The sequence below is a fragment of the Amycolatopsis halotolerans genome (assembly GCF_042647905.1).
Classification (GTDB): Bacteria; Actinomycetota; Actinomycetes; order Mycobacteriales; family Pseudonocardiaceae; genus Amycolatopsis; species Amycolatopsis halotolerans.
The window spans coordinates 24,696-46,368 of record NZ_JBHRWI010000026.1 but is presented as its reverse complement, the minus strand read 5'-3'; the positions used below and the strand labels follow the sequence as shown (position 1 = coordinate 46,368).

Annotated in this window: 22 protein-coding genes; 16 read left to right on the top strand and 6 right to left on the bottom strand. The window is 69.0% G+C overall.

Features of this window, described 5'->3' with window-relative positions; genetic code table 11:
- Positions 1-66 precede the first annotated feature (66 nt).
- Positions 67-885 carry an NBR1-Ig-like domain-containing protein gene (locus tag ACFORO_RS21860; RefSeq protein WP_377874408.1) on the top strand — a complete coding sequence of 273 codons (819 nt, stop codon included), beginning with the start codon at positions 67-69 and terminating at the stop codon, positions 883-885.
- A gap of 126 nt (positions 886-1,011) precedes the next feature.
- Here ACFORO_RS21860 and ACFORO_RS21855 read toward each other — a convergent pair whose 3' ends face one another.
- Positions 1,012-1,995 carry a GlxA family transcriptional regulator gene (locus ACFORO_RS21855; RefSeq protein WP_377874406.1) on the bottom strand — a complete coding sequence of 328 codons (984 nt, stop codon included), beginning with the start codon at positions 1,993-1,995 and terminating at the stop codon, positions 1,012-1,014.
- 70 nt (positions 1,996-2,065) lie between these two features.
- On the opposite strand from ACFORO_RS21855, the gene ACFORO_RS21850 reads away from it, so the two are divergent.
- Entirely contained in the window at positions 2,066-2,767 is a 702-nt protein-coding gene (locus tag ACFORO_RS21850; RefSeq protein WP_377874404.1) for an NAD(P)H-dependent oxidoreductase, read from the top strand.
- 31 nt (positions 2,768-2,798) lie between these two features.
- Complete coding sequence (locus ACFORO_RS21845) at positions 2,799-3,674, top strand: SRPBCC domain-containing protein (protein WP_377874402.1); 876 nt, start codon at positions 2,799-2,801, stop codon at positions 3,672-3,674.
- Here ACFORO_RS21845 and ACFORO_RS21840 read toward each other — a convergent pair.
- Positions 3,671-4,489, bottom strand: coding sequence for a GNAT family N-acetyltransferase (locus ACFORO_RS21840; protein WP_377874400.1), 819 nt, complete (start codon positions 4,487-4,489; stop codon positions 3,671-3,673). The two genes, ACFORO_RS21845 and ACFORO_RS21840, sit on opposite strands and share 4 nt — an antisense overlap.
- Before the next feature lie 83 nt (positions 4,490-4,572).
- Between ACFORO_RS21840 and ACFORO_RS21835 the strand changes: the two genes are divergently transcribed.
- The 6 genes from ACFORO_RS21835 (at position 4,573) to ACFORO_RS21810 (ending at position 10,200) form a co-directional block, all read left to right on the top strand.
- A complete protein-coding gene (locus tag ACFORO_RS21835) occupies positions 4,573-6,117 on the top strand; it encodes a hypothetical protein (RefSeq protein ID WP_377874398.1) in 1,545 nt (514 codons plus the stop codon).
- Positions 6,118-6,131: 14 nt separating this feature from the next.
- On the top strand, positions 6,132-7,769 hold the full coding sequence (locus ACFORO_RS21830; protein WP_344288827.1) for an acyl-CoA carboxylase subunit beta: 1,638 nt from the start codon (positions 6,132-6,134) through the stop codon (positions 7,767-7,769).
- A 7-nt stretch (positions 7,770-7,776) separates the two neighbouring features.
- Complete coding sequence (locus ACFORO_RS21825; RefSeq protein ID WP_377874396.1) at positions 7,777-7,989, top strand: acyl-CoA carboxylase subunit epsilon; 213 nt, start codon at positions 7,777-7,779, stop codon at positions 7,987-7,989.
- A 99-nt stretch (positions 7,990-8,088) separates the two neighbouring features.
- A complete protein-coding gene (locus tag ACFORO_RS21820) occupies positions 8,089-8,694 on the top strand; it encodes a helix-turn-helix transcriptional regulator (protein ID WP_377874394.1) in 606 nt (201 codons plus the stop codon).
- Positions 8,691-9,086 (top strand): RidA family protein, encoded by a 396-nt coding sequence (locus ACFORO_RS21815; protein WP_377874392.1) that lies wholly within the window; start codon positions 8,691-8,693, stop codon positions 9,084-9,086. Before ACFORO_RS21820 ends, ACFORO_RS21815 begins: the two co-directional genes overlap by 4 nt.
- Positions 9,073-10,200, top strand: coding sequence for an alanine racemase (locus tag ACFORO_RS21810; protein WP_377874390.1), 1,128 nt, complete (start codon positions 9,073-9,075; stop codon positions 10,198-10,200). The genes ACFORO_RS21815 and ACFORO_RS21810 overlap by 14 nt, the downstream gene beginning before the upstream one ends.
- A gap of 1 nt (position 10,201) precedes the next feature.
- Here ACFORO_RS21810 and ACFORO_RS21805 read toward each other — a convergent pair whose 3' ends face one another.
- Both ACFORO_RS21805 and ACFORO_RS21800 read right to left on the bottom strand, forming a co-directional pair.
- Complete coding sequence (locus ACFORO_RS21805) at positions 10,202-10,606, bottom strand: hypothetical protein (protein ID WP_354745302.1); 405 nt, start codon at positions 10,604-10,606, stop codon at positions 10,202-10,204.
- A gap of 12 nt (positions 10,607-10,618) precedes the next feature.
- Positions 10,619-11,230, bottom strand: coding sequence for a TetR/AcrR family transcriptional regulator (locus tag ACFORO_RS21800; protein WP_377874387.1), 612 nt, complete (start codon positions 11,228-11,230; stop codon positions 10,619-10,621).
- 73 nt (positions 11,231-11,303) lie between these two features.
- Between ACFORO_RS21800 and ACFORO_RS21795 the strand changes: the two genes are divergently transcribed.
- Positions 11,304-12,608: an MFS transporter gene (locus ACFORO_RS21795; RefSeq protein ID WP_354745299.1), complete on the top strand. Its 1,305-nt coding sequence runs from the start codon at positions 11,304-11,306 to the stop codon at positions 12,606-12,608.
- Here ACFORO_RS21795 and ACFORO_RS21790 read toward each other — a convergent pair.
- A complete protein-coding gene (locus ACFORO_RS21790) occupies positions 12,598-13,314 on the bottom strand; it encodes a tyrosine-protein phosphatase (protein WP_377874384.1) in 717 nt (238 codons plus the stop codon). The genes ACFORO_RS21795 and ACFORO_RS21790 overlap by 11 nt on opposite strands.
- A gap of 252 nt (positions 13,315-13,566) precedes the next feature.
- Between ACFORO_RS21790 and ACFORO_RS21785 the strand changes: the two genes are divergently transcribed.
- The 4 genes from ACFORO_RS21785 to ACFORO_RS21770 all read left to right on the top strand — a co-directional run bounded on the left by ACFORO_RS21785 (position 13,567) and on the right by ACFORO_RS21770 (position 18,648).
- On the top strand, positions 13,567-14,175 hold the full coding sequence (locus tag ACFORO_RS21785) for a PadR family transcriptional regulator (protein WP_377874382.1): 609 nt from the start codon (positions 13,567-13,569) through the stop codon (positions 14,173-14,175).
- The gene (locus tag ACFORO_RS21780; RefSeq protein WP_377874380.1) at positions 14,156-15,775 is read left to right on the top strand and encodes a DHA2 family efflux MFS transporter permease subunit; all 1,620 of its coding nucleotides are present in this window, start codon (positions 14,156-14,158) and stop codon (positions 15,773-15,775) included. Before ACFORO_RS21785 ends, ACFORO_RS21780 begins: the two co-directional genes overlap by 20 nt.
- Positions 15,776-16,586: 811 nt before the next feature.
- A complete protein-coding gene (locus tag ACFORO_RS21775) occupies positions 16,587-17,198 on the top strand; it encodes a Maf family protein (RefSeq protein ID WP_377874378.1) in 612 nt (203 codons plus the stop codon).
- Positions 17,199-17,301: 103 nt separating this feature from the next.
- Positions 17,302-18,648: a dicarboxylate/amino acid:cation symporter gene (locus ACFORO_RS21770; RefSeq protein WP_377896621.1), complete on the top strand. Its 1,347-nt coding sequence runs from the start codon at positions 17,302-17,304 to the stop codon at positions 18,646-18,648.
- 42 nt (positions 18,649-18,690) lie between these two features.
- Here the strand turns inward: ACFORO_RS21770 and ACFORO_RS21765 are convergent, their stop codons facing one another.
- The gene (locus ACFORO_RS21765) at positions 18,691-19,419 is read right to left on the bottom strand and encodes a hypothetical protein (RefSeq protein ID WP_377874374.1); all 729 of its coding nucleotides are present in this window, start codon (positions 19,417-19,419) and stop codon (positions 18,691-18,693) included.
- Between the two features lie 29 nt (positions 19,420-19,448).
- Between ACFORO_RS21765 and ACFORO_RS21760 the strand changes: the two genes are divergently transcribed.
- Both ACFORO_RS21760 and ACFORO_RS21755 read left to right on the top strand, forming a co-directional pair.
- Complete coding sequence (locus ACFORO_RS21760) at positions 19,449-19,769, top strand: SAV_915 family protein (protein WP_106961290.1); 321 nt, start codon at positions 19,449-19,451, stop codon at positions 19,767-19,769.
- 101 nt (positions 19,770-19,870) lie between these two features.
- Positions 19,871-21,664, top strand: a complete 1,794-nt coding sequence (locus ACFORO_RS21755; RefSeq protein ID WP_377874371.1) for an acetyl/propionyl/methylcrotonyl-CoA carboxylase subunit alpha — start codon at positions 19,871-19,873, stop codon at positions 21,662-21,664.
- Positions 21,665-21,673: the final 9 nt, after the last annotated feature.

Below are 21,673 nucleotides of genomic sequence, written 5' to 3'. Positions count from 1 at the left end.
GCCCAGCTGTGCCGAACTGGAATGTCAGACTGGTCCGACCAGCGGATCTGACAACCAGGGAGAGCGATGGGCGACGGGCAATCTGCCGCCGAGGTGCTCTCCGCGGAACTCGCCGCACTGCGCGCGCGGGCCGGGAATCCGTCATTTCGCAAGATGGCCGACCGCTCCGGGCAGATCTCGCACACCACGCTGCACGAGGCGGTTCGCGGTACCCGGTTCCCGTCGTGGGACACCACGCGCGAGTTCGTCCGGGCGTGCGACGCGGACGAACAGCAGTGGCGGCGACGCTGGGAAGAGCTGAAAGGCGTGCCGCCGGAACCTGAGATCGCCGAACCGGGAGAGATCGCGATCGTCAACCCGGCCGCGGAACGGGTGCTGATCACCTCGGACCCGATCGCCCCGGAGAAACCCCGCCGCCGCAAGTACGCGCTGGCCGCGGTCGCGTTCGTCGTCGTGCTGCTCGCCGCCGTCGCCGCGATCGTGGTGCCGAAGCTGACCAACGGCACCATGGTCGACGTCGGTGCGCGCCTCCCCGGCGACAACTCCCAGTTCGTCGGCGACGTGACCGTGCCCGACGGCACCGTGATCCACGTCGGCGAGACCGTCCAGAAGGTGTGGGAGCTGAAGAACACCGGATCGGTCGCCTGGCATCAGCGGTACCTGCAGCGGATGGACCTGCCGCCGGCCCCCGGCTCCTGCCGCACCCCGGACCGGGTGCTGATCGGCGACACCCCGCCCGGCGACCACGTGATGGTGAGCATTCCGCTGACCGCCTCGCCCGCGCCGGGGCGCTGCTGGATCGGCTGGAAGATGATCGACGCGAACGGCGCGGAGTTCTTTTCGACCCGCCGCCCGGTGTATGTACTGGTGACGGTCGTCTCCTGACGTGTGTCAGATTCTGTAAGACCTGGTCACCGGGGTACCGAACACCCCAGCCCGCTCGACAGGATGAGTGCCGCTGGGGGTCGGTCCGTGGCAGCTCGCGAACAGCGCTGCCACGGACCGCCGCATTCAGGCCGGTCGGCGGAACGTCGTCCGGTAGGCGCTCGGCGAAACCCCGAGCGCGGCTTGCAGGTGCTGGCGCAGCGACGCCGCCGTCCCGAATCCGCACGCCGCGGCGACCCGGTCGACCGGCAGCTCCGACTCCTCCAGCAACTGCCGCGCGCGCTCCACTCGCTGCTGGGTCAGCCACTGCAGCGCCGACATCCCGACCTCGTCCCGGAACCGCCGGGTGAACGTGCGCGTGCTCATCGACTCGCGCACCGCCAGGTCGCGCAGCGTGATCGCCTGGTCGAGATGCTCCAGCGCCCACGCCCGCGCGGCAGAGGTGGACGACGACCTCGGCTCCGGCACCGGACGGCGGATGAACTGGGCCTGACCGCCCTCGCGATGCGGCGAAACGACCGTGCCGCGGGCGACCTCGTTGGCGACCGTCGCGCCGAAGTCGCGGCGGATCATGTGCAGGCAGAGGTCGATGCCGGACGCGACGCCCGCCGAGGTGAAGACGTTGCCGTCCTCGGTGTAGAGCACGTCCGGGTCGAGCCGCACGCGCGGGTATTCGAGCTGGAACTCGCACGCCGAACGCCAGTGCGTGGTCGCGCGCCGGCCGTCGAGCAGGCCCATCGCGGCGAGCACGTACGCGCCGGTGCAGATCGAGGCGATCCGGCTGTCCGGGCACACCAGGCTCATCGCGTGCTTGAGCTGCGGGGTCAGCTGCCGTCCGGTGGGCTCGTACTCGAGCGACGACGCGGGCACGATCACCGTGTCGGCCTCGGCCACCGCCTCCGGTCCTTGCGCGACCGGGATCGTGAAGTCCGAGTCGGTGCGGATGTCGCCGGGCTCCGGCGTGCAGGTGACGACCTCGTACAAGCGCTCGCCGTCCCCGGATTTGGCCTGGCCGAACAGCCGGTGGACGATGCCGAGCTCCATCACGAGCATGCCGTGCCGCACCAGCACCGCGACCTTGTGCCGCTCCGGATGACGAAAAACAGCCATGGCCCGATTCTTGCACAAGGTGGCCATCGGGCCACTGTTTTGGCCGTTTCGCCGGTTGCACCCTGGCCTCATGAACGTCTTGTGGATCTACGCCCACCCCGACCCCGCCTCGCTCAACGGCGCGCTCCGCGACGAGGGCGTCACCACGCTGCGCGATCTCGGCCATGACGTGCGCGAATCCGATCTCTACGCGATGCGCTGGAACCCGATCGTCGACGAGATCGCGACCGTGCCCGAGGACGTCCGGATCGAGCACGAAAAACTCGGCTGGGCGGACACCGTCGTCGTCCAGTTCCCGCTCTGGTGGGCGGACACGCCGGCCATCCTGAAGGGCTGGTTCGACCGCGTTTTCGTGCAGGGATACGGCTACGACTACCGCGACGAAACCGGCCACACCCTGCGCTACGGCAACGGGGTGCTGGCCGGGAAACGCGCGATGGTCATCGTGACCGCCGGGGCGCACGAGGACAGCCTCGGCCCGCGCGGCGCGCACGGTTCGCTGGACGATCTGCTGTTCAACGTCCAGCACGCGACGCTCTTCTACACCGGCATGACGGTCCTGCCGCCGCTCAAGGTGACCGGCACGAACCGGATGACGCCGGAGAAGTTCGACTGCGTCGCCGAGCGGCTGCGCAAACGTTTGCACTCCCTGGAAACGACCGATCCGCTGCCGTATCGCACGCAGGACGGCGGCGACTACGACCGGCGGCTCGTCCTGCTGCCCGAGGTCGCCCCAGGTCAGACGGGGTACGCAGTGCACCTGACGGCTTGACCCGTATATACCTCCGTGGTTATATACGGGCATGGCGATCCTGCGAACCACTCCTGGCGGACGACCGAGCGTGAAACTCGAACGGACCCTGGCGCATCCGCCGGAGAAGGTGTGGCGCGCGGTCACCTCGCCGGAAGAGCTGGCGCACTGGTTCCCGGCCGCCGTCGCCCTGCCGGAAACCCCGGCCCCGGGCGGGAAGATCACGTTCACCTTCACCCAGACCGGGGACGTCAGCGAGGGCGAGATCCTCGGCTACCGGCCGCCGGAGGTCTTCGAGTTCACCTGGAACTCGGACCTGATCCGCATCGAGGTGTCGGCCGACGGCGCGGGCAGCAAGCTCGCCTTCACGCACGTTTTCAACCGCGGCGAACCGGACATCGCCCTGCTCGGCGCGGGACGGCACGTCACCGGCTGGGTCGCCTGCCTGGATTCCCTCGAAGCCGCGCTGGACGGCCGGGAGCCGGAGATGCCGACCGACTGGCACGCGCGGATGGTGCACTACATCGAGGAATTCGGCCTGGAGGACGGCGAAGTCCTGGACGGCGGGACGATCCGCTTCCGCCGCGACCTGGTCTGGCCGCCCGCCGAGGACGTCTGGAATCGGTTGCCGCAGCCGGAAGACGGCGCGGAGGTGCTGGAGTCGCGGTCGCCGGAGGTGCTGGCCCACACCTGGCTGCACGACGGGAAACCGGCTGGGCGCGTGCGGTGGGAGGTGACCGAGGATCCGCTGGACGGCGTGCGGGTGGAGCTGACGCAGACCGTTCCGGCGGAGCTCGCCGATCAACTGCCGGACCTGCTGACGACTCGACATGAGCAGCTGAACGCGTTGTTCGCCGGGACGTTCAAGGTGGAGCTGGAGCCTTGGTCGGCGGAGCGGCGCGCCGAGGTCAGGAAGCGGTACAGCTAGCCGAGAGCGGTGTTGTACGGCGAAAACCGCACCTCCGCCGGTCCCGGCAACGCCTTTCCGTGGAGCACCAGCCGCGGTGCCGGACCGTGGACCGCCAGCCCGCGCGCCTCGCACCACGCCGACAGCCCCGGGAACCGGTGGTCCACCGCCAGCCGGAGATCGCCCGGCGTGGTGCGGGCGATGCCGCGGATCAGTGCGCGAGCCTGCTCCTCGTCCGCGGCCACCACGGGACCGACCACCAGCACCCCGGCTTGCGCGGTGCCGAGCGCATAACCGTCGTCAGTTACGTAGACGTGGTCAGCCTCGAACAGCATGCGGTTCAACAATTCCCGCCGCGCGAAGCCTTGTGAAGCACTGTCCAATTCGTACACTCGCGCCACGTCCGCCGGACCGATCGGCCGCGCCGCTGGACCACCGTCGTCGGTGAACCGGCCGCGATGGTCGTTGCAGCCGCCGTCGAATTCGAAGCCCATCGATTCGTACAGCGGACGCGCGTTTTCCGTGGTGTGCAAGGACACCACCGCATCACCGGCTTCGTCGAGCGCCCGCGCGGTCACGCGACGGCCGAGCCCCTGCCGCGCGAACCGCTCCGCGACGACGACCATCGACACGCTCGCGGTCGGCCCGGTCCGGGTGAGCACCGCCGCCGCGGCGAGACCGCCGTCCGGGGCGTCGATGCCGAATCCGCGGCCGACGTCCAGCAGCATCGCCCATTTCCGCTCTTCGCGCGGCCACCCACGATCGGTTCCGAGGTCGAGGCAGGCGGACAGGTCGGCGGGCCCGAGCGAGCGGACCGAGGCGTCGGCGAGCAGCACGCTGCCCACCCTAGGCCGGAGAACGCCCGTCAGGGCCAGGCCGACGCCGAAAATTCAACTGACGCCCGGCATAGGCTTCGCTGGTGACCGACTCCGAAGTGCTGACCGTCCAGCAGGTTCTCGGCGACGGCCGGTTCGCCGAAGTCGGCGACGTGCGGCTGACCGAGACCGATTCCCGCACGGGTCATGTGGCCGTCGGGGGTGCGCTGGGACGTCCGCTGTGGGCCGGGCACAGCGTGGCGAGTTCGTCCGGCCCGACCGCGTGGAACCGTGTCGGCGTCTACCGCGCCGACACGCTCGAATGCGTTCACCTCGTGCGCCTGTATTGGCCGGTCAATGCGTTGGCGTTCCATCCGGAGCTGCCGATCCTGGCCATCGGCTCCGGGTCGTACGACGGCGGCTATTTCTACGAAGGCGAGCTAACCGTCCTCGACCTCGAATCCGGCCACGCGACCTCTTTGCTGAAGGACCGCCGTGAGGTCACCGGACTTCGCTGGCGCGACCGGCACACTCTCGACGCGAAAATTTCGGTTCCCACCGAGGACGACGAGAATGAGCTCGGCACCACCACGATGGACGTCGCCATCGCCGTGCCGGACTGGCGAGCGGCGAAGGCCCGTTCACTGCAGGTCAACGGCGTCGCTGTGGCACCGACTGCCACGCCGTTCGCCCCGGAAAAACGCCGACGGCAGGCGTGGGCGGTCGCCGCGTTGAGCGACGGGCGGATTCTCGCCAGTCTTGATCGGGTCGCCGTCGAGTGCTGGTCAGCCACCGGCGAACGGGAATGGTCCGTGCCCGCCTCGGGCGTCGGCTGCCAGCTCTACGTCGACCCCGCCGAGAACACCGCCGTCCTCAACACCTGGACTGGCTGGACCGGATCGGCCTCCACCGTCGAACGCGTCCGGCTGGCCGACGGACACGTCGAACCGGTCCGGACTCTCGACCGCCCCGCCGTGGTCGTCACCGACGAAACCGGACAGCTCGCGATCCGCCCCGAAACCGGGCCGACCGAGGTGCTGCCGTCGGACAGCCGGGTCGAACTCGGCCGCTACGACCTGATCAACCACTTCTTCGACATCCGCCGCGCCCCCACGCTGCTGTTCCTGCAAGGCATGGGCGCCCGAGCGCACGAGGACAAATGGATCGTCGCCTTCGATCCCACACGGCAACGAACCGAGCGCTTGTTCCCGCTGGAATGGGACGCGGCGCAAGGCAGGCAACTCTTCGGCGGCCCGGGCGTGTTCGTCGACGGCTCGATCGTCCACGCCACCGCGGTCCACAACGGAGCCGGACTCCTGCCGGGCAACTCCTGCGTCGTCCGCCGCTCCTATCCCGACGGAAAAGCCCAGTGGGTCTTCACCGCCGACCACCAGGTCACCGCGATGGACACCATCGGGTGCACCGTCTACGTCGCGTTCAACTCCGGCGAGATCGTCGCCCTCGACGCCACCGACGGCCAACTGCTCGGCAGGCAACACCTGCAGGTCAACGGGCACCCGGTCGTCCCGCTCTCGATGAGCGCGGCTGCCCCGAACCGGCTGATCATCGGCACACTCGACGGCCGCGTGCTGGTCTGCGACACGGCGGTGAGGGAGTCCTACGCCACACGCGCGGCAACCGCGCAGTAGCTAAGCTCCGCCACATGAGCAGTGCGACGCAGCCGCTCGGGACGCCGCCCGAGGGAGAACCGGACATCCACACGACGGCCGGCAAGCTCGCGGATCTCTACCGCCGCTACGACGAGGCCGTGCACGCCGGTTCGGCGCGCGCGATCGAGAAACAGCACGCCAAGGGCAAGAAAACCGCCCGCGAGCGGATCGATCTGCTGCTCGACGAGGGCTCGTTCGTCGAGCTGGACGAGTTGGCGCGGCACCGCTCCACGAACTTCGGGCTGGAGAAGAACCGCCCGTACGGCGACGGCGTCGTCACCGGGTACGGCACCGTCGACGGGCGTCCGGTGTGCGTGTTCAGCCAGGACGTCACCGTCTTCGGCGGCGCGCTCGGCGAGGTCTACGGCGAGAAGATCGTCAAGGTGATGGACCTGGCGATCAAGACCGGCCGTCCGATCATCGGCATCAACGAGGGCGGCGGCGCGCGGATCCAGGAAGGCGTCGTCTCGCTCGGCCTGTACGGCGAGATCTTCCGCCGCAACACCATGGCCTCCGGCGTCATCCCGCAGATCTCGCTGATCATGGGCGCGAACGCGGGCGGCCACGTCTACTCCCCCGCGCTCACCGACTTCGTCGTGATGGTGGACGAGACGTCGCAGATGTTCATCACCGGGCCGGACGTCGTGAAGACGGTGACCGGCGAGGACGTCACCTTCGAGGAACTCGGCGGCGGGCGCACGCACAACACCAAGTCGGGTGTCGCGCACTACCTCGGTTCCGACGACGAGGACGCCATCGCCTACGTCAAGGAACTGCTCTCCTACCTACCGCAGAACAACCTGTCCGAGCCGCCGGAGTTCGACGCCGACGCGCCGCCGGCCGGGTTCTTCGAGAACGTCACCGACACCGACCGCGAGCTCGACACGCTCATCCCGGACTCGCCGAACACGCCGTACGACATGCACGAGGTCGTCACCCGGGTGCTCGACGACGGCGAGTTCCTCGAGGTGCACGAGCTGTTCGCGCCCAACATCCTGGTCGGCTTCGGCCGGGTGGACGGCCAAAGCGTCGGCGTCGTCGCGAACCAGCCGACGCAGTTCGCCGGCTGCCTCGACATCGACGCGTCCGAGAAGGCCGCCCGGTTCGTGCGGACCTGCGACGCGTTCAACATCCCGGTGCTGACCTTCGTGGATGTTCCCGGCTTCCTTCCCGGCACCGACCAGGAGTGGAACGGCATCATCCGCCGCGGCGCGAAGCTGATCTACGCGTACGCGGAGGCGACCGTCCCGCTGATCACGGTGATCACGCGCAAGGCCTACGGCGGCGCGTACGACGTGATGGGTTCTAAGCACCTCGGCGCGGACATCAACCTGGCCTGGCCCACCGCGCAGGTCGCGGTGATGGGCGCGCAGGGCGCGGCGAACATCGTGCACCGCAAGACGCTGGCCAACGCGGCGGCGGAGGGTCGCGATGTGGACGCGTTGCGCGCCGATCTGATCCAGGAGTACGAGGACACGCTGCTGAATCCGTACGCGGCGGCCGAACGCGGCTACGTCGACTCGGTGATCGTGCCCGCGCACACCCGCGGCCACGTCGCCAAGGCGCTGAGCCTGCTGCGCGGCAAGCGCGAATCCATGCCGCCCAAGAAGCACGGCAACATCCCCCTGTGAGGTCGCGATGACGGACGCTCCCCTGCTCCGCGTAGTCCGCGGCAACCCGGACGACGCCGAACTCGCCGCGCTCACCGCGGTGGTGGCCACTGTCGCTTCGGCGTCGGCGCCCGCTCCGGCGCGGCGTCGTACGTCGTGGTGGGGCGACCGGTCGACCGCGGTGCACGCGCCGATCGCGGCTGGTGACGGGGCCTGGCGCGCCTCAGCTCTGCCTCGCTGAAGTCTCTCTGGTTGATCCCGGTTTCCGAGCCGGGATCGACTTTGCGCCCACCTGCTAGACTCATTTTCTAAAATTGGATTTTGAGTCAAAGGCGGCAGCGTGGACGAGCACCTCATCCGGGAAACCGAGAAGATCGCGGTCGCGGTCGGCCGGATGTTCCCCGGGCTGTGCGAGGTCGTGCTGCACGACCTGCGGGATCCCGACCACGCGATCCGCGCGATCGAGAACAACCTGTCCGGCCGCCAGGTCGGCGATCCGGCGACCGAACTCGGGCTGCAGCGGATCAGCGACCCGGACTACCCGAGCGTCCTGCAGAACTACGCGAACCAGTTCCCGGACGGGCGGCCGGTCAAAAGCACGTCGATCGGCATCAAGAACGCCGAGGGCGAGTACATCGCCGCGCTGTGCCTGAACCTGGACGTCTCGGTGTTGTCGCCGCTCACGCACACGCTGACCAACCTGGTCGCTGCTGACGCCACGCAACCCGATGTCGTCGAAGACCTGCGTTCCCGTACCTCGCGTGAGCTGCGGGAACGGATCGAACGCGCGGCCGGTGGCAGCCCACGTTCTCTTTCCCGCGACGCCAAACGCGACCTGGTCCGCCGGTTGCGCGACGAGGGGTACTTCGAATCCCGCGACGCCGCCCAGATCATCGCCGACCTGCTCGGAGTATCCCGGGCGACCGTCTACAACTACGCGAAATGAGCCTGTCGATGACCGAAATCGTTCTGCGCGACAGTCCTGAACTTTCCGCACCCGGAGGGCATTACTCGCACACCGCGCAGTACGGCGGGATGGCGTTCGTCTCCGGGCAACTGCCCATCACCAGCGACGGGACCCGGCTGGTGGATGAGCCTTTTTCCGTGCAGGCCAAGCAAGTTCTGGCCAACCTCGACGCGTGTCTCGCCGCTGCTGGCACGGGCCGGGATCGGCTGCTGTCGGTCACCGTATACGTGACCGACATGGGCGACTGGCCGGAGTTCGACCGGATTTACCGTTCCTGGCTTGGCGATCATCGCCCGGCGCGCGCGGTCGCCGGGTCGAGCACCCTCCACTTTGGAGCGAAGGTCGAGGTGCAGGCAATTGCCGCCGGCTGAGGAAACTCTGGCTGATCCGGACACGCCGTTCGCCGTCGTCGAGCTGTCACGCGCCCAGCGCAACGCTGAATTCTTAGCGCAGCGGATGCGCGAACTCGGCGTTTCCCTGCGCCCACACACCAAAACGGCGAAGGCGTTGCCCGCTGCCGCGTTGATGCACGGCGGCAAGCCAGGCCCGATCACGGTGTCGACGCTGGCCGAAGCAGAAGCCTTCGCCGACGGCGGCTACACCGACATCACCTACGCCGTCGGCATCGATCCGCACAAGCTCCCGCGCGTGATTTCGCTGCTGCGACGCGGAATCACCGTGCGGGTGCTGCTGGACAGCGTCGCGCAAGCCTCTGCGGTAACCGCTGCAGCACGCGAAGCCGAGTTACGCATTCCGTCACTGATCGAGGTCGACTGCGACGGTCACCGTGGTGGCGTACTACCCGAAGACCCCGCGCTACTCACCATCGGACGACAGCTGCACGACTGTCTCGACGGTGTCCTCGTACACGCCGGTGAGTCCTACTTCGCGACAACCCCTGCAGCGCAGCGCGAAGCCGCCGCGCACGAGCGTGACGTCGCTGTCGCTGCAGCACAACGCCTTCGCGACGAAGGCCTGTACGCAGGCACAGTCAGCGTCGGCTCCACCCCGACCGCACACGCAGCCGACGACCTCACTGGCGTCACCGAAGTCCGCGCTGGCAACTACATCTTCTTCGACCTGGTGATGGCCGGACTGGGCGTCTGCAGCGTCGAAGACCTAGCGCTGTCCGTGGTCGTCACCGTGATCGGACACCGCCCCGAGCACGGCTGGATCCTCACTGACGGCGGCTGGATGGCGTTGTCGCGAGACCGAGGCACCGCGAATCAAGCCGTCGACCAGGGATACGGCTTGGTCGCCGACCTCGACGGCACTCTGGTGCCCGGTCTCGTAGTGACCGGCGCGAGCCAGGAACACGGAATCCTCACCGCGCGCGACGGGCATCCGCTGCCCGACCTGCCGATTGGCACCCGCCTGCGCGTCCTGCCCAACCACGCCTGCGCCACGGCCGCACAACACGGCAGCTACCGGATCGTGGAGAACGGCCGCCTCACCGGCACCTGGCAGCGAATGAGCGGCTGGTGAATCAACGTCCGCGCTGAGCCCAATCCGGAGCGTCAGCGCCCGCGTGCGCCAACAGCTCCTCCCGGGTGATCGAACCGAGCGGGCCGACTCCGCGCAGCAACAGGTAATCGCCCGCGTCGGCCTGGTCGTGCTCGATCTCGACGTCCTCGGCGTGATAGCTGTCGGTCCAGACGATCCGGACCTGGCAGCCGCCGTTCTGGGTGAGCGCGTGCACCTGCTGGACGGTCGCGAGCCGCGCCATCGGTTCCGATTCCCATCGCTGCTGCAGGAATCGCCAGCGCGAGGCCTGTTCGGCAGCCCGCAACCGCTGATCCAGCCCGCCCGCGCGGTCCCGGAAAATCCAGACAATCCCGGCCATGACCGCGGCGGCCACAGCCAGCCCGACCAGCCACCAGACCGTTCCCATGTCTCCAGGAGCCTACTCGGGCTGATGCTCCCGGAGGTATCGCTCAACCAGGCCATCTGTGAATTCCGGCGGCACCGGAGCGCCGGTGACCAGCACGCGGTAGTGGATCGGCCCGACGAGCTGTTCGACCGCGCTGTCCAGGTCAGTGTCCGACGGCAGTTCGCCGCGAGCAACGGCGCGTTCGAGCGGCAGCCGGTCGCGCGCGTGCTGGCCGCGGATGTGGTCCTCGCGCAGCAGCCGGGCCAGGTCCGGATCGTGCTGGGCCTGGCCGAGCAGCGTGCGGAACACCGCACCGGCGTCGGCGGTGGTCAGGAAGGACGCGATCGCGGCGAGGTGCGCGCAGAGGTCCTTGCGGAGGTCGCCGGTATCGGGCGGGGTGAGTTCCTCGACGAGGTCGTCGCCGAGGGCTTCGAGCAGAATGTCCACTTTGGACGGCCACCAGCGGTAGACGGTCTGCTTGCCGACGCCCGCCCTGGCCGCGATGCCCTCCATGGTGAGCCGGGCGAAACCGACCTCCACCAGCAGATCGTCGACCGCGTGCAAGACCGCGCGGCGCGCGTTCTCGCTGCGGCCGTAACGGTTCCCGTGATGCCGGCGCTCGCCGGGCTCAGTGACGTCGCCCACGTGCCGGAGTCTAGCCAAGACGCAACGTCTCGTCTAGCGTAGAGCGCACCAGCTCACTAGGGGGTTCTCAGTCATGTGTTCCGCGTGCGGGGTGCCGACGCACCAACCCGAAGCCGAGGCTGCCCCCGCGGCCCCGCGCAAATTCGCCGCGCTCTACAACAAGGATTGCCGTCCGTATCTGATCGGCACCGGCCTGGCGATGATGGCCGACAACGTCGAGCACGTCATCACCTACTGGGTGCTGTGGGAGAAGTTCCAGTCGCCCGCGCTGACCGGGTTCGAGGTGATCAGCCACTGGGTGCCGTTCCTGCTGTTCTCGGTGTATTTCGGCGGGCTGGCCGACCGGCACGACTGCCGCCGGATCATCCAGGCCGCGCAGGTGCTGTTCATGGCGGTGTCCGCGGCGTGGGGCGTGCTGATCCTCACCGACACCCTCGAGGTGTGGAGTGCCTGCGTACTGCTGATTTTGCACGGCTGCGCGGGCGCGATCTGGGGCCCGGGCGAGCAGCTGATGCTGCACGATTTCGTCGGGCCCGCCGAATTGCCGAGCGCGGTCCGGCTCAACGCCACCTTCCGCAGCCTGGGCATCCTCTTCGGCCCGGTTGTCGGCTCGGCCCTGCTCCTCGGCCTCGGGCCGGTGGCGGGCATCTTCGTGAACGTCGCGTTCTACCTGCCGCTGACGGTGTTCCTGTTCCGCACCAAGTTCACCGGCCACACCCGAGACGGCGGAATCATCCGCCGGCCACGGGTCGGGCTGATGGATTCGGTGCGGATCCTGAAGGACATCAGCGGGAATCCGACGATGGTCGGGATGATCATCCTCGCCGGGCTCGGCGCGTTCTTCGTCGGCGCTTCGATGCAGAGTTCGATGCCGATTTTCGCGCAGGACCTCGGCGCGGGCAGCGCCGGAACCGCGTACGGCGTGCTGCTGTTCGCCAACGGCGCGGGCGGCGTGATCGGCGGAATCCTGCTGGAGGCGACCGGAAAGATCAAACCGAACGTGCCCGCGGCGGTGATCAGCACGGCGGTCTACGGGATCTCGAGCCTGTTCTTCGCGATGACCGCCAGCTATCCGATCGCGGTGGTGCTGCTGGTGATCGGCGGAGTGGCGAACCTGGCGTCGATGTCGATCGGTCAGACCGTCGTGCAGCTGCTGGCGAAACCGGAGGAACGCGGCCGGGTGATCGGCGTGTACAGCGTGTCCGCGAGCGGTCTTCGCGCGGGCAGCGGATTCACCGTGGGGCTGCTCGGTTCCGCCGTCGGGGTGCACTGGTCGTTGGGCCTCAGCGCGGCCGCGCTGACCGTCGGCACTGGGATCGCGGGCTGGTATTCACTGGGCAGTCGCCGGGCACGGCAGCTGCATCAAGTCACCGACTGAGCCGGTCCCGAAGCCGGTCTACCTCGTCCGCGGCCAGTCCGGCGCGGACGAGGTATTCGGTGACGTCGAATCCGTCGAGGGTCTTTATGACGGCTTCGCGGATGGTCGTTTGGCGGCGGGCCAAGGCTGCTTCGAGCAGCTCCGTTTGGTCTTCCACGCCTAGCGCGCGGTACAGCGGGAGGACGGCTTCGGTCGAGAGCGCGTAGTCAGCGGCGATGGTTTCCGGGTCGACGTCGGCCAGGGCCAGCAGGAGGAGCGAGACGAGGCCGGTGCGGTCCCGTCCGGAAGTGCAGTGGAAGAGCACTCCGACTTCTGCTTGGGCCAGTGCTCGCAGGACGGTTGCGCAGCGTTCTGCTTTGCGGTCAAGGAAAACGCGGTAGTACAACGGGGTTCCGTCTAGCTGTTCGTCGGCGATGTACTGCCAGAACTCGGTGTCTTCGATGTCGTCCAGCGGGACTTCGCGGCGCGTCATCCCGGACGGCACGGTGGCGGCATAGGTGCTGATCTCGGCGAGGTTGCGCAGGTCGATGACGGTGCGCAGGCCGGATTCTCGCGCGCTGGCCCAGCCCTCTTCGGTGACGAACCGGAGACTGGCGGACCGGTAGAAGCACGCGAGTTCGGTACTGCCGCCGGATCGGGTCGGGAGACCGCCGAGGTCTCGAGTGTTGAAGAAGCCTTCCCAGTCGACTGCCCGGTTCTCGCCCATGAGCCGATCTTGGCCCGGGTTGTCGGTCGCGGACAGCCTTTCGGGGCCGCGAAAGGGCCGTCGAACAGGCGATCCCCGGTTTTTGTCGGTGGTCTTGGCTACGCTCTCCCCATCTCGCAGCACCCATCACCGTCAGCCACAAGCTGCTCACCAGCTCAGATCACACTGGACCGCAGCTTGATCCACACCGTATAGTCCACGTGGAATAACCCACTTGGTATCACTCGATTGGATTCCTGGAGGAACACCGTCATGGTCGCGGCCAAGCTCACGGCGCTGGGCGTCGCCGTGCTCGAGCTGCTGCACGAGCGGCCGATGCACCCGTACGAAATGGCCCAGCTGATGCGGGAACGGCACGTCGAAGCCCGCGTGAAGCTCAAGGCGGGCTCGCTCTACCACACGGTGGATCGGCTGCAGCGCAACGGTTTCGTCGACGTCGTCGAAACCCAGCGAGACGGCAGGCGGCCGGAGCGCACGGTGTATGCGATGACGGCCGCGGGCAAAGACGCCTTCCAGGAACGAGCCCGGCAAATGCTGGGCGACGTGGTGCCGGACTACAGCGACGTACTCAGCGGGCTCGCCGTGATCGACGATCTGGGGCGCGACGTGGCGCTGCTCGAACTGGAGCACCGGATGACCGCGCTGCGCGCGGCCGTGGCCTCCGACGAGGTGCTCATCGACCGGCTGGAATCCGACGGCACCCCCGACGTCTATTGGCTCGACTTCCGCTACAGCGCGGCACAGCGGAAGTTCGAGCTCGCGTGGATCGAGCAGCTGTCCGCGGACCTCGACAGCGGCCGGATCCCTTTCCAGGACAAGAAACTCAAGCTCAAGGAAGACCATGACCGCAAGACCAGTTAACCCGTGGGCCGCGCTCAGCGCGCTCTGCATCGGGTTCTTCATGATCCTGCTGGACACCACGATCGTGTCCATCGCGGTGCCCGCCATGCTGCAGCACCTCGGAGCCGGGCTGAACTCGGTGGTGTGGGTGATCAGCGTCTACCTGCTCACCTACGCCGTGCCGATGCTCTTCACCAGCCGCCTCGGCGACCGCTTCGGCCCGAAGCGCGTCTTCGTCGCCGGGCTCGTCGTGTTCACCGCGTCGTCGCTGTGGTGCGGCCTGTCCGGCAACGTCGAGATGCTGATCGCCGCCCGTGCCGTGCAAGGCCTCGGCGCGGCGCTGATGACGCCGCAGACGCTCGCGTTCATCAGCCACCTGTTCCCGCCCGCGAAGCGCGGCGCGGCGATGGGCGCGTGGGGCGGCGTGGCCGGCCTGGCCACGATCACCGGCCCGCTGCTGGGCGGCGTGCTGGTGCAGCACCTCGGCTGGGAGTGGATTTTCTACGTGAACGTGCCGATCGGCGTCGTCGCCATCGCGCTCACGCTGTGGCTGGTGCCGGACTGGCAGCCGAAGCACTCGCACTCGTTTGATCTGCTCGGCATCCTGCTGTCCGCGGCCGGACTGTTCTGCATCGTGTTCGGCGTCCAAAATGGACAGCAGTACGACTGGGGCACCGTGTTCGGCGGCATCACCGTCTTCGAAATCATCGGCGCTGGCGTAGTACTCCTGGTCGCCTTCGTGCTGTGGCAGCACCGCAACCGCCGCGAACCGCTGGTCCCGCTGGCGGTGTTCGCGAACCGCAACTTCTCCGCTGGCACGCTCACCGCGACCACCGTCGGCTTCACGATGACCGGCATGTTCCTGCCGCTGATCATCTACATCCAGACGGTGCTCGGCCTCTCCCCCACCATGGCCGGTCTTCTCACCGCCCCGATGTCACTGCTGTCCGGCGTGATCGCCCCGTTCGTCGGCCGCGCCTCAGACCGGCTCAACGGCAAGTACCTGGTGATGGGCGGCCTCGCGCTGCTGGCCGCGGGCGTGGGCATCATCGCGCTGCAAGCCCGTCCGGACACCAGCCCGTGGGCGCTGATCCCGGCCCTGCTGGTGTGCGGCCTAGGCGTCGGCTGCATCTTCTCCCCCATGAGCAACCTGACGATGGCGTCGGTAGAACCACGGCTCACCGGCACTGCCTCGGGCATCTTCAACACCGCCCGCCAGGTAGGCGGAGTCCTGGGCAGCGCCGCGATCGGCGTGCTCCTGCAAGCCCGGATCAGCGCTTCCATCACGAGCGAAGCCGCCACCGCCGCCCAGCAACTGCCAGAGCAATACCGCGCGCCGTTCACCGAAGGCATCGCCCACGCCGCCGCCTCCACCGGAGAATTCGGCTCCTCGGGCGGCCCGGCCCCGATCCCCGGCCTCCCGGCGGACATCGCCGCCCAAGCAGGCCGCCTCGCCGGGGAGGTAGTCCACAGTGGACTCACCGACGCCGCCCGCGCGACGCTGATCCTGCCGATCGTGGTGCTGGTACTGGGAGTCCTGTCAGCAGCGGCATTGCGCCGGGTGACTCCCCGGTCGCACACGCCGGCGCCGACCGCCCCGACCCCGGAACCGGCCCGATGAACGACTGACCCCGACCTGCCCCGGCTCGGCAAACCCAGCCGGGGCAGGGACTTCGGGAAGGACAACGCGAGCAGGAAGGACAAGGCAGGGCAAGCCGAAGCGCCTGAACCGGACAGGATCCTGGCAGGGCCGCGCCGGTATCGGCGGCGACGGCGTGATCCGCGGCAAGGTGGCGCTGCGCGCGTACTGGGCCGAAGGGCTGCGCCGGAGCCGGACAGGATCCGGGCGGGGCCGGGTCGCCGCGGGCCGAGGCAGCACAGCCCGGAACTTTCGGCGAGAAAGCCGGGGCGAACCGGACGGTGTGGTCCGAACGCGCCGCGCATCGCGCAGCAGCGATGTTGCGATGTTGCGATTGCGGTGCACCACAAACCCCGCCCGGGCAGTCCGCGCAATGCGGCCGCAACGTCTCTCGATCCCCAGCGACATCGCAGCCCGTTCCTCGCCCGCACTCCTCGTCCCCGCACCGTGCTCGCGCCCCTCGCCCCCGTTCCTCGCCCGCACTCCCCGTCCCCGCTCCTCGCTCCTCGCCCGCGCTCCCCGTCCCCGCTCCTCGCCCGCGCTCCCCGTCCCCGCTCCTCGCCCGCGCTCCTCATCCCCCATTCCTCGCCCGCGCTCCTCGCCCGCGCTCCTCGCCCCCGCACCGCGCTCGCCGCTCGCCACACCCCACGCCACGCACCACGCACCACGCACCGGAATCACCCAACTCGGCAACCTGGCGCACAACCCCGCCCCCGAATCCCGGCCCCCACGCGAACCCGCCAGCCCGGGTCACAACCCCACACCCCACCCAGCCGAGGTAGCGTTCGCGACCGTGCGTCTAGTCCTCGCCTCCCAGTCCCCCGCCCGTCTCTCCGTGCTGCGCAGCGCCGGTCTGGACCCGGCCGTCGTCGTGTCCGGCGTCGACGAAGACGCCGTCGCCGCCGCGCTCACCGACCCGGCGCCCGCCGAGCTCGTCACGGCGCTCGCCAAAGCCAAGGCCAACGCCGTCGTCGAGATGGTTTCCGAACAGGACGCCGTGATCGTCGCCTGCGATTCCATGCTTTCCATCGGCGGCGAGATGGTCGGCAAGCCCGCCAACGCCGAAGTCGCGAAGCAGCGCTGGGCGAGGATGGCGGGCAGCTCCGGCGTCCTGCTCACCGGGCACGCCGTGGTCCGGCTCGACGGCGGGCAGCGCACCAAGGAAGCCTCCGGCACGCGGTCCACCACCGTGCACTTCGCCAACCCCAGCCAGGCCGAGATCGACGCCTACGTCGCGACCGGCGAACCGCTGCACGTCGCGGGGGCGTTCACGCTCGACGCGCTCGGCGGGTGGTTCGTCGAGGGCGTCGAGGGCGACCCCTCCAGCGTGATCGGGATCAGCCTTCCGCTGCTGCGGCAGCTCCTCGCCGAGGTGGGCGTCAGCGTCACCGAGATGTGGAAATAGTTCACATACTGGGACGATGTGTCACTCGGACGAGTGATCAGGGAAAGTCGATCCCGGCCCGCATCCGGGCCAGCGGAAACTCTCGACCTCCCTGGGGTGGCACATGTCCTTCGTCAGGACGTACACCAAACCGCGCGTGTTCGCCGCGGCCGTGCTCGGTTCGCTTGTCGTGGGCGCCGGCCTCGGCGTGCTCGCGCGGACGACCGAAGCCGGCTGGCTGACCGACACCCTCGACCACATCGGCACGATCTTCACGACCCTGCTGCAGATCGCGGTCATCCCGCTGGTCTTCACCGCGATCGTGGTCGGCATCAACAGCCTTCGCGGCCTCGGCGGCGGCCGCACCGCCGCGCGGCTCGGCGGCAAGACCGTGCTGTGGTTCGCGATCACGTCGCTGATCGCCTCGCTGGTCGGGATCGCGATCGGCAAGCTGTTCAACCCCGGCTCCGGCGGGCTCGGCGAGGGCGTCGCAGCCACCGCGAAGAACGCCGACAAGGCCGCGAAGAGCATGAGCCACTGGGGTTCCTGGGACGCCTTCATCAAGGGCCTGCTGCCGGAGAACTTCTTCTCCGCCTTCGCCGAGGGCAGCACGCTCCAGGTGCTCTTCCTCGCCGTCGTGATCGGCGCCGCCGCCTACAGCCTTGGCGACAAGGCGAAGCCGTTCGTCGACTTCACCACCAGCGTCTTCGAAATCATCCAGCGCTACCTCGGCTGGATCGTGCGGCTCGCGCCGATCGGCATCATCGGCCTGATCGGCGCCGCGGTCTCCAACTACGGCGACGCGCTGTTCCGCCCGCTGCTGTCGACCACGCTCGCGGTGTACGTCGGCTGCCTGCTGATCCTGTTCGTGGTCTACCCGATCCTGCTGCAGTTCGTCGCCAAGGTGAACCCGCTGACGTTCTTCGCCAAGGCGGGCACCGCGATCCAGTTCGCGTTCGCTTCGCAGTCCAGCTCGGCGACGCTTCCGCTGACCCGCCAGTCCGCGGTGAACCTCGGCGTCGACCCCGGGTACGCCGCCTTCGCCACCCCGCTCGCCAGCGCGACCAAAATGGACGGTTGCGCCGCGGTGTTCCCGGCGATCGGCGCGATCTTCATCGCCAACCTCTCCGGGGTGCCGCTGAGCTTCGGGCAATACGTCGGCATCGTGGTCGTCGCCGTGCTCGGCGCGCTGGCCACCGCGGGCACCACCGGCTGGCTGACCGCGCTCACCCTGACCACCGCGTTCATCGGCCTCGACGCCAAGCAGGTCGCGATCGGCATCGCGCTGATCTACTCGGTGAACCCGATCATGGACATGATGCGCACCGCTACGAACGTCGCGGGCCAGATCGTGGTCCCGACCATCGTCGCCCGCAGCGAGGGCCTGCTCGACGAGGAAATCCTCAACACCCAGACCGCTCGGCCGAACCACCGCGACGAGGGCGGCGCCGCCCGTCCCGCGACCGCCTGACGCTTCGTGCGCGGCGATCCCGGCGGGAACCGCGATCGCCGCTCACGAGTTGCCGGAACACCGCCGCAGCTGGGATTTCTTCAGCTCGACGTCCGGCCAGCCGCGGAAATTCGACGGCGAGGTGACGGTGCTCGTGCAGCCCATCACCTCGCCGTCGAGTTCGTACACCTCCGCCACCACCGGGGCCGCCTGGCAGCGCGGCGAGCCGGACACCGCCTGCGGGCATTCGTGCCGGACGACGATCACGTCCGGACGGCCGTCCTGGCTCACGTCGTAGAGCGACAGCGAACCCGCGTCGGAGAAATACGGCTTGCCGTAGTCGCGCCACACCCCGCCGGACGCGGTGAGCAACTCGCCGTACGAACCGCCCGCCGCGTCGCCGCGGATCAGGCACGCGGCGGTCGATCCGTCGACGCAGCGCAGGGAATTCGCCGTCAGCTTCGCGCCCAGGTTCGTGATCGCCAGTTCGAACTCGGTGCCCGGCTGCTGCCCGACCTGGACCCGGCCCCATCCGCCCGCGGCGTCCGCCAGCAGCACGACCGGGGTCCCGCCGACGCTCATCGCCGCCAGCTGCTTGCAGGGGCCGTTCCCGCAGGTAGCGGACGATCCGTTGACCGGAGCCGCCGCGGGCTCGCGCGGCGCCATGGTGACCGCGCCGTCCGGCTTCGGGCGCAGCACGACGACCACCACGAGCGCCGCCGCCGTCACCACCGCCGCGAGAACGGCGGTGAGCAGCGCGGATCGCGGGATGCGCTTCGGCCAAGTCCCCATATCCGAGACTGTAAGCGACCTTGCGCACCGTGTCCGTCTATGTTGTCGGAGTGACGAACCCCAATCTGCCCCCGGCGCTTTACCTGCCGACCGGCCCCACCGGCCCGACCACCGACGGCCAGACCGGAGCCAACGTCGAACTGCGCCGCACCCCCGACGGCCGCACCGCGCTGGTCGCGTTCACCGCGCTCGACCGGCTCGTCGACTGCTGCGGCGAGCACCAGCCGTGGATCCTGGTCAACACCGAGAACCTGGCCCTGGTGCACCAGGTCAACCCCTACGACGTCATCGTGCTCGACTCCGAACTACCGGCCGAACTCCGGCATCAGGCCCCGGCCGGACGGGTATAAACAGGACCGAACTGGGTGGTCCACCTCTCAATCCAGGCTCTGTCCTGGTCCGTAGACTCCCGGTTGACCAGCAGCGCGGCGACGGGCACGGGAGGTATGTGGTGAGCGAGCAGGACACCGCGAGCACAGGCGGTCCGGTGACCAAGATCCTGGTCGCGAACCGGGGCGAGATCGCGGTTCGCGTGATCCGGGCCGCGAAGGACGCGGGCTTGCAGAGCGTGGCCGTGTACGCCGACCCGGACCGCGACGCTCCGCACGTGCGCCTCGCCGACGAGGCGTTCGCCCTCGGCGGGAACACCGCGGCCGAGAGCTACCTCGCGATCGACAAGATCCTCGACGCCGCCAAGCGGGCAGGCGCCGACTCGGTCCACCCCGGCTACGGCTTCCTTTCCGAGAATGCCGAGTTCGCCCAGGCCGTCCTCGACGCGGGCCTGACCTGGATCGGGCCGAGCCCGCAGTCGATCCGCGACCTCGGCGACAAGGTGACCGCGCGGCACATCGCGACCCGCGCGGGCGCGCCGCTGGTGCCCGGCACCAAGGAGCCGGTGAAGGACGCCAGCGAGATCGTCGCGTTCGCCGACGAACACGGCCTGCCGGTCGCGATCAAGGCGGCGTTCGGCGGCGGCGGCCGCGGCCTGAAGGTCGCCCGTACTCGCGAAGAAATCCCCGAACTGTTCGAGTCCGCGACGCGCGAGGCGGTGGCCGCGTTCGGCCGCAGCGAGTGCTTCGTGGAGCGCTACCTCGACAAGCCGCGACACGTCGAGGCGCAGGTGCTGGCCGACCAGCACGGCAACGCGATCGTCGTCGGCACCCGCGACTGCTCGCTGCAGCGCCGCCACCAGAAGCTGGTGGAAGAGGCCCCCGCGCCGTACCTGTCCGACGACCAGCGCGCCCGGATCCACGAGTCCGCCAAGGCCATCTGCAAGGAGGCCGGCTACTACGGCGCGGGCACCGTCGAGTACCTCGTCGCGGTCGACGGCACCATCTCCTTCCTCGAGGTGAACACCCGGCTGCAGGTCGAGCACCCGGTCTCGGAGGAGACCACCGGCATCGACCTGGTCCGCGAGATGTTCCGCATCGCGCGCGGCGAGAAGCTCCGGATCACCGAGGACCCGGTGCCGCGCGGCCACTCGATCGAGTTCCGCATCAACGGCGAGGACGCCGGCCGCGGCTTCCTGCCCGCGCCGGGCACGGTCACCAAGTTCGTGGCCCCGTCCGGGCCGGGCGTGCGCGTCGACTCCGGCGTCGAGTCCGGCAGCGTCATCGGCGGCCAGTTCGACTCGATGCTCGCCAAGCTCATCGTCACCGGTTCGGACCGGCAGAACGCGCTCGAGCGCAGCCGTCGCGCGCTGGCCGAGTTCGAGGTCGAGGGCATGGCCACGGTGCTGCCGTTCGACCGCGTGATCGTCGACGACCCCGCGTTCATCGGCGACGACAACGGCTTCAGCGTGCACACCCGCTGGATCGAGACCGAGTTCGACAACAAGATCGAGCCGTTCGTCGCGCCGGACGTCGAGGCCGAGGAAGAGGCGCCGCGGCAGAACGTCGTGGTCGAGGTCGGCGGACGCCGGCTCGAGGTGTCGCTGCCGGGCGGGTTCGCCCTCGAAGGCGGCGGCGCGCCCGCGGCGACGAAAGCCAAGCCCCGCAAGCGGGCCGGCGGCGCGAAGGCAGCGGTGAGCGGCGACGCGGTCACCGCGCCGATGCAGGGCACCATCGTGAAGATCGCGGTCGAGGAAGGCCAGCACGTCGAGGCGGGCGAGCTGATCGTGGTACTCGAGGCGATGAAGATGGAGAACCCGGTAACCGCGCACAAAGCGGGCACTGTCACCGGGCTTTCGGTCGAGATCGGCTCCGCGGTCACGCAGGGAACGCAACTGTTGGAACTCAAGGACTGAAGTTGTGCT

Bases quoted from the DNA above. Each gene is read 5' to 3' on its own strand.
- ACFORO_RS21860 (WP_377874408.1), top strand. From the start codon at position 67: ATGGGCGACGGGCAATCTGCCGCCGAGGTGCTCTCCGCGGAACTCGCC.
- ACFORO_RS21855 (WP_377874406.1), bottom strand. From the start codon at position 1,995: ATGGCTGTTTTTCGTCATCCGGAGCGGCACAAGGTCGCGGTGCTGGTG.
- ACFORO_RS21850 (WP_377874404.1), top strand. From the start codon at position 2,066: ATGAACGTCTTGTGGATCTACGCCCACCCCGACCCCGCCTCGCTCAAC.
- ACFORO_RS21845 (WP_377874402.1), top strand. From the start codon at position 2,799: ATGGCGATCCTGCGAACCACTCCTGGCGGACGACCGAGCGTGAAACTC.
- ACFORO_RS21830 (WP_344288827.1), top strand. From the start codon at position 6,132: ATGAGCAGTGCGACGCAGCCGCTCGGGACGCCGCCCGAGGGAGAACCG.
- ACFORO_RS21825 (WP_377874396.1), top strand. From the start codon at position 7,777: ATGACGGACGCTCCCCTGCTCCGCGTAGTCCGCGGCAACCCGGACGAC.
- ACFORO_RS21815 (WP_377874392.1), top strand. From the start codon at position 8,691: ATGAGCCTGTCGATGACCGAAATCGTTCTGCGCGACAGTCCTGAACTT.
- ACFORO_RS21805 (WP_354745302.1), bottom strand. From the start codon at position 10,606: ATGGGAACGGTCTGGTGGCTGGTCGGGCTGGCTGTGGCCGCCGCGGTC.
- ACFORO_RS21795 (WP_354745299.1), top strand. From the start codon at position 11,304: ATGTGTTCCGCGTGCGGGGTGCCGACGCACCAACCCGAAGCCGAGGCT.
- ACFORO_RS21790 (WP_377874384.1), bottom strand. From the start codon at position 13,314: ATGGGCGAGAACCGGGCAGTCGACTGGGAAGGCTTCTTCAACACTCGA.
- ACFORO_RS21785 (WP_377874382.1), top strand. From the start codon at position 13,567: ATGGTCGCGGCCAAGCTCACGGCGCTGGGCGTCGCCGTGCTCGAGCTG.
- ACFORO_RS21780 (WP_377874380.1), top strand. From the start codon at position 14,156: ATGACCGCAAGACCAGTTAACCCGTGGGCCGCGCTCAGCGCGCTCTGC.
- ACFORO_RS21770 (WP_377896621.1), top strand. From the start codon at position 17,302: ATGTCCTTCGTCAGGACGTACACCAAACCGCGCGTGTTCGCCGCGGCC.
- ACFORO_RS21765 (WP_377874374.1), bottom strand. From the start codon at position 19,419: ATGGGGACTTGGCCGAAGCGCATCCCGCGATCCGCGCTGCTCACCGCC.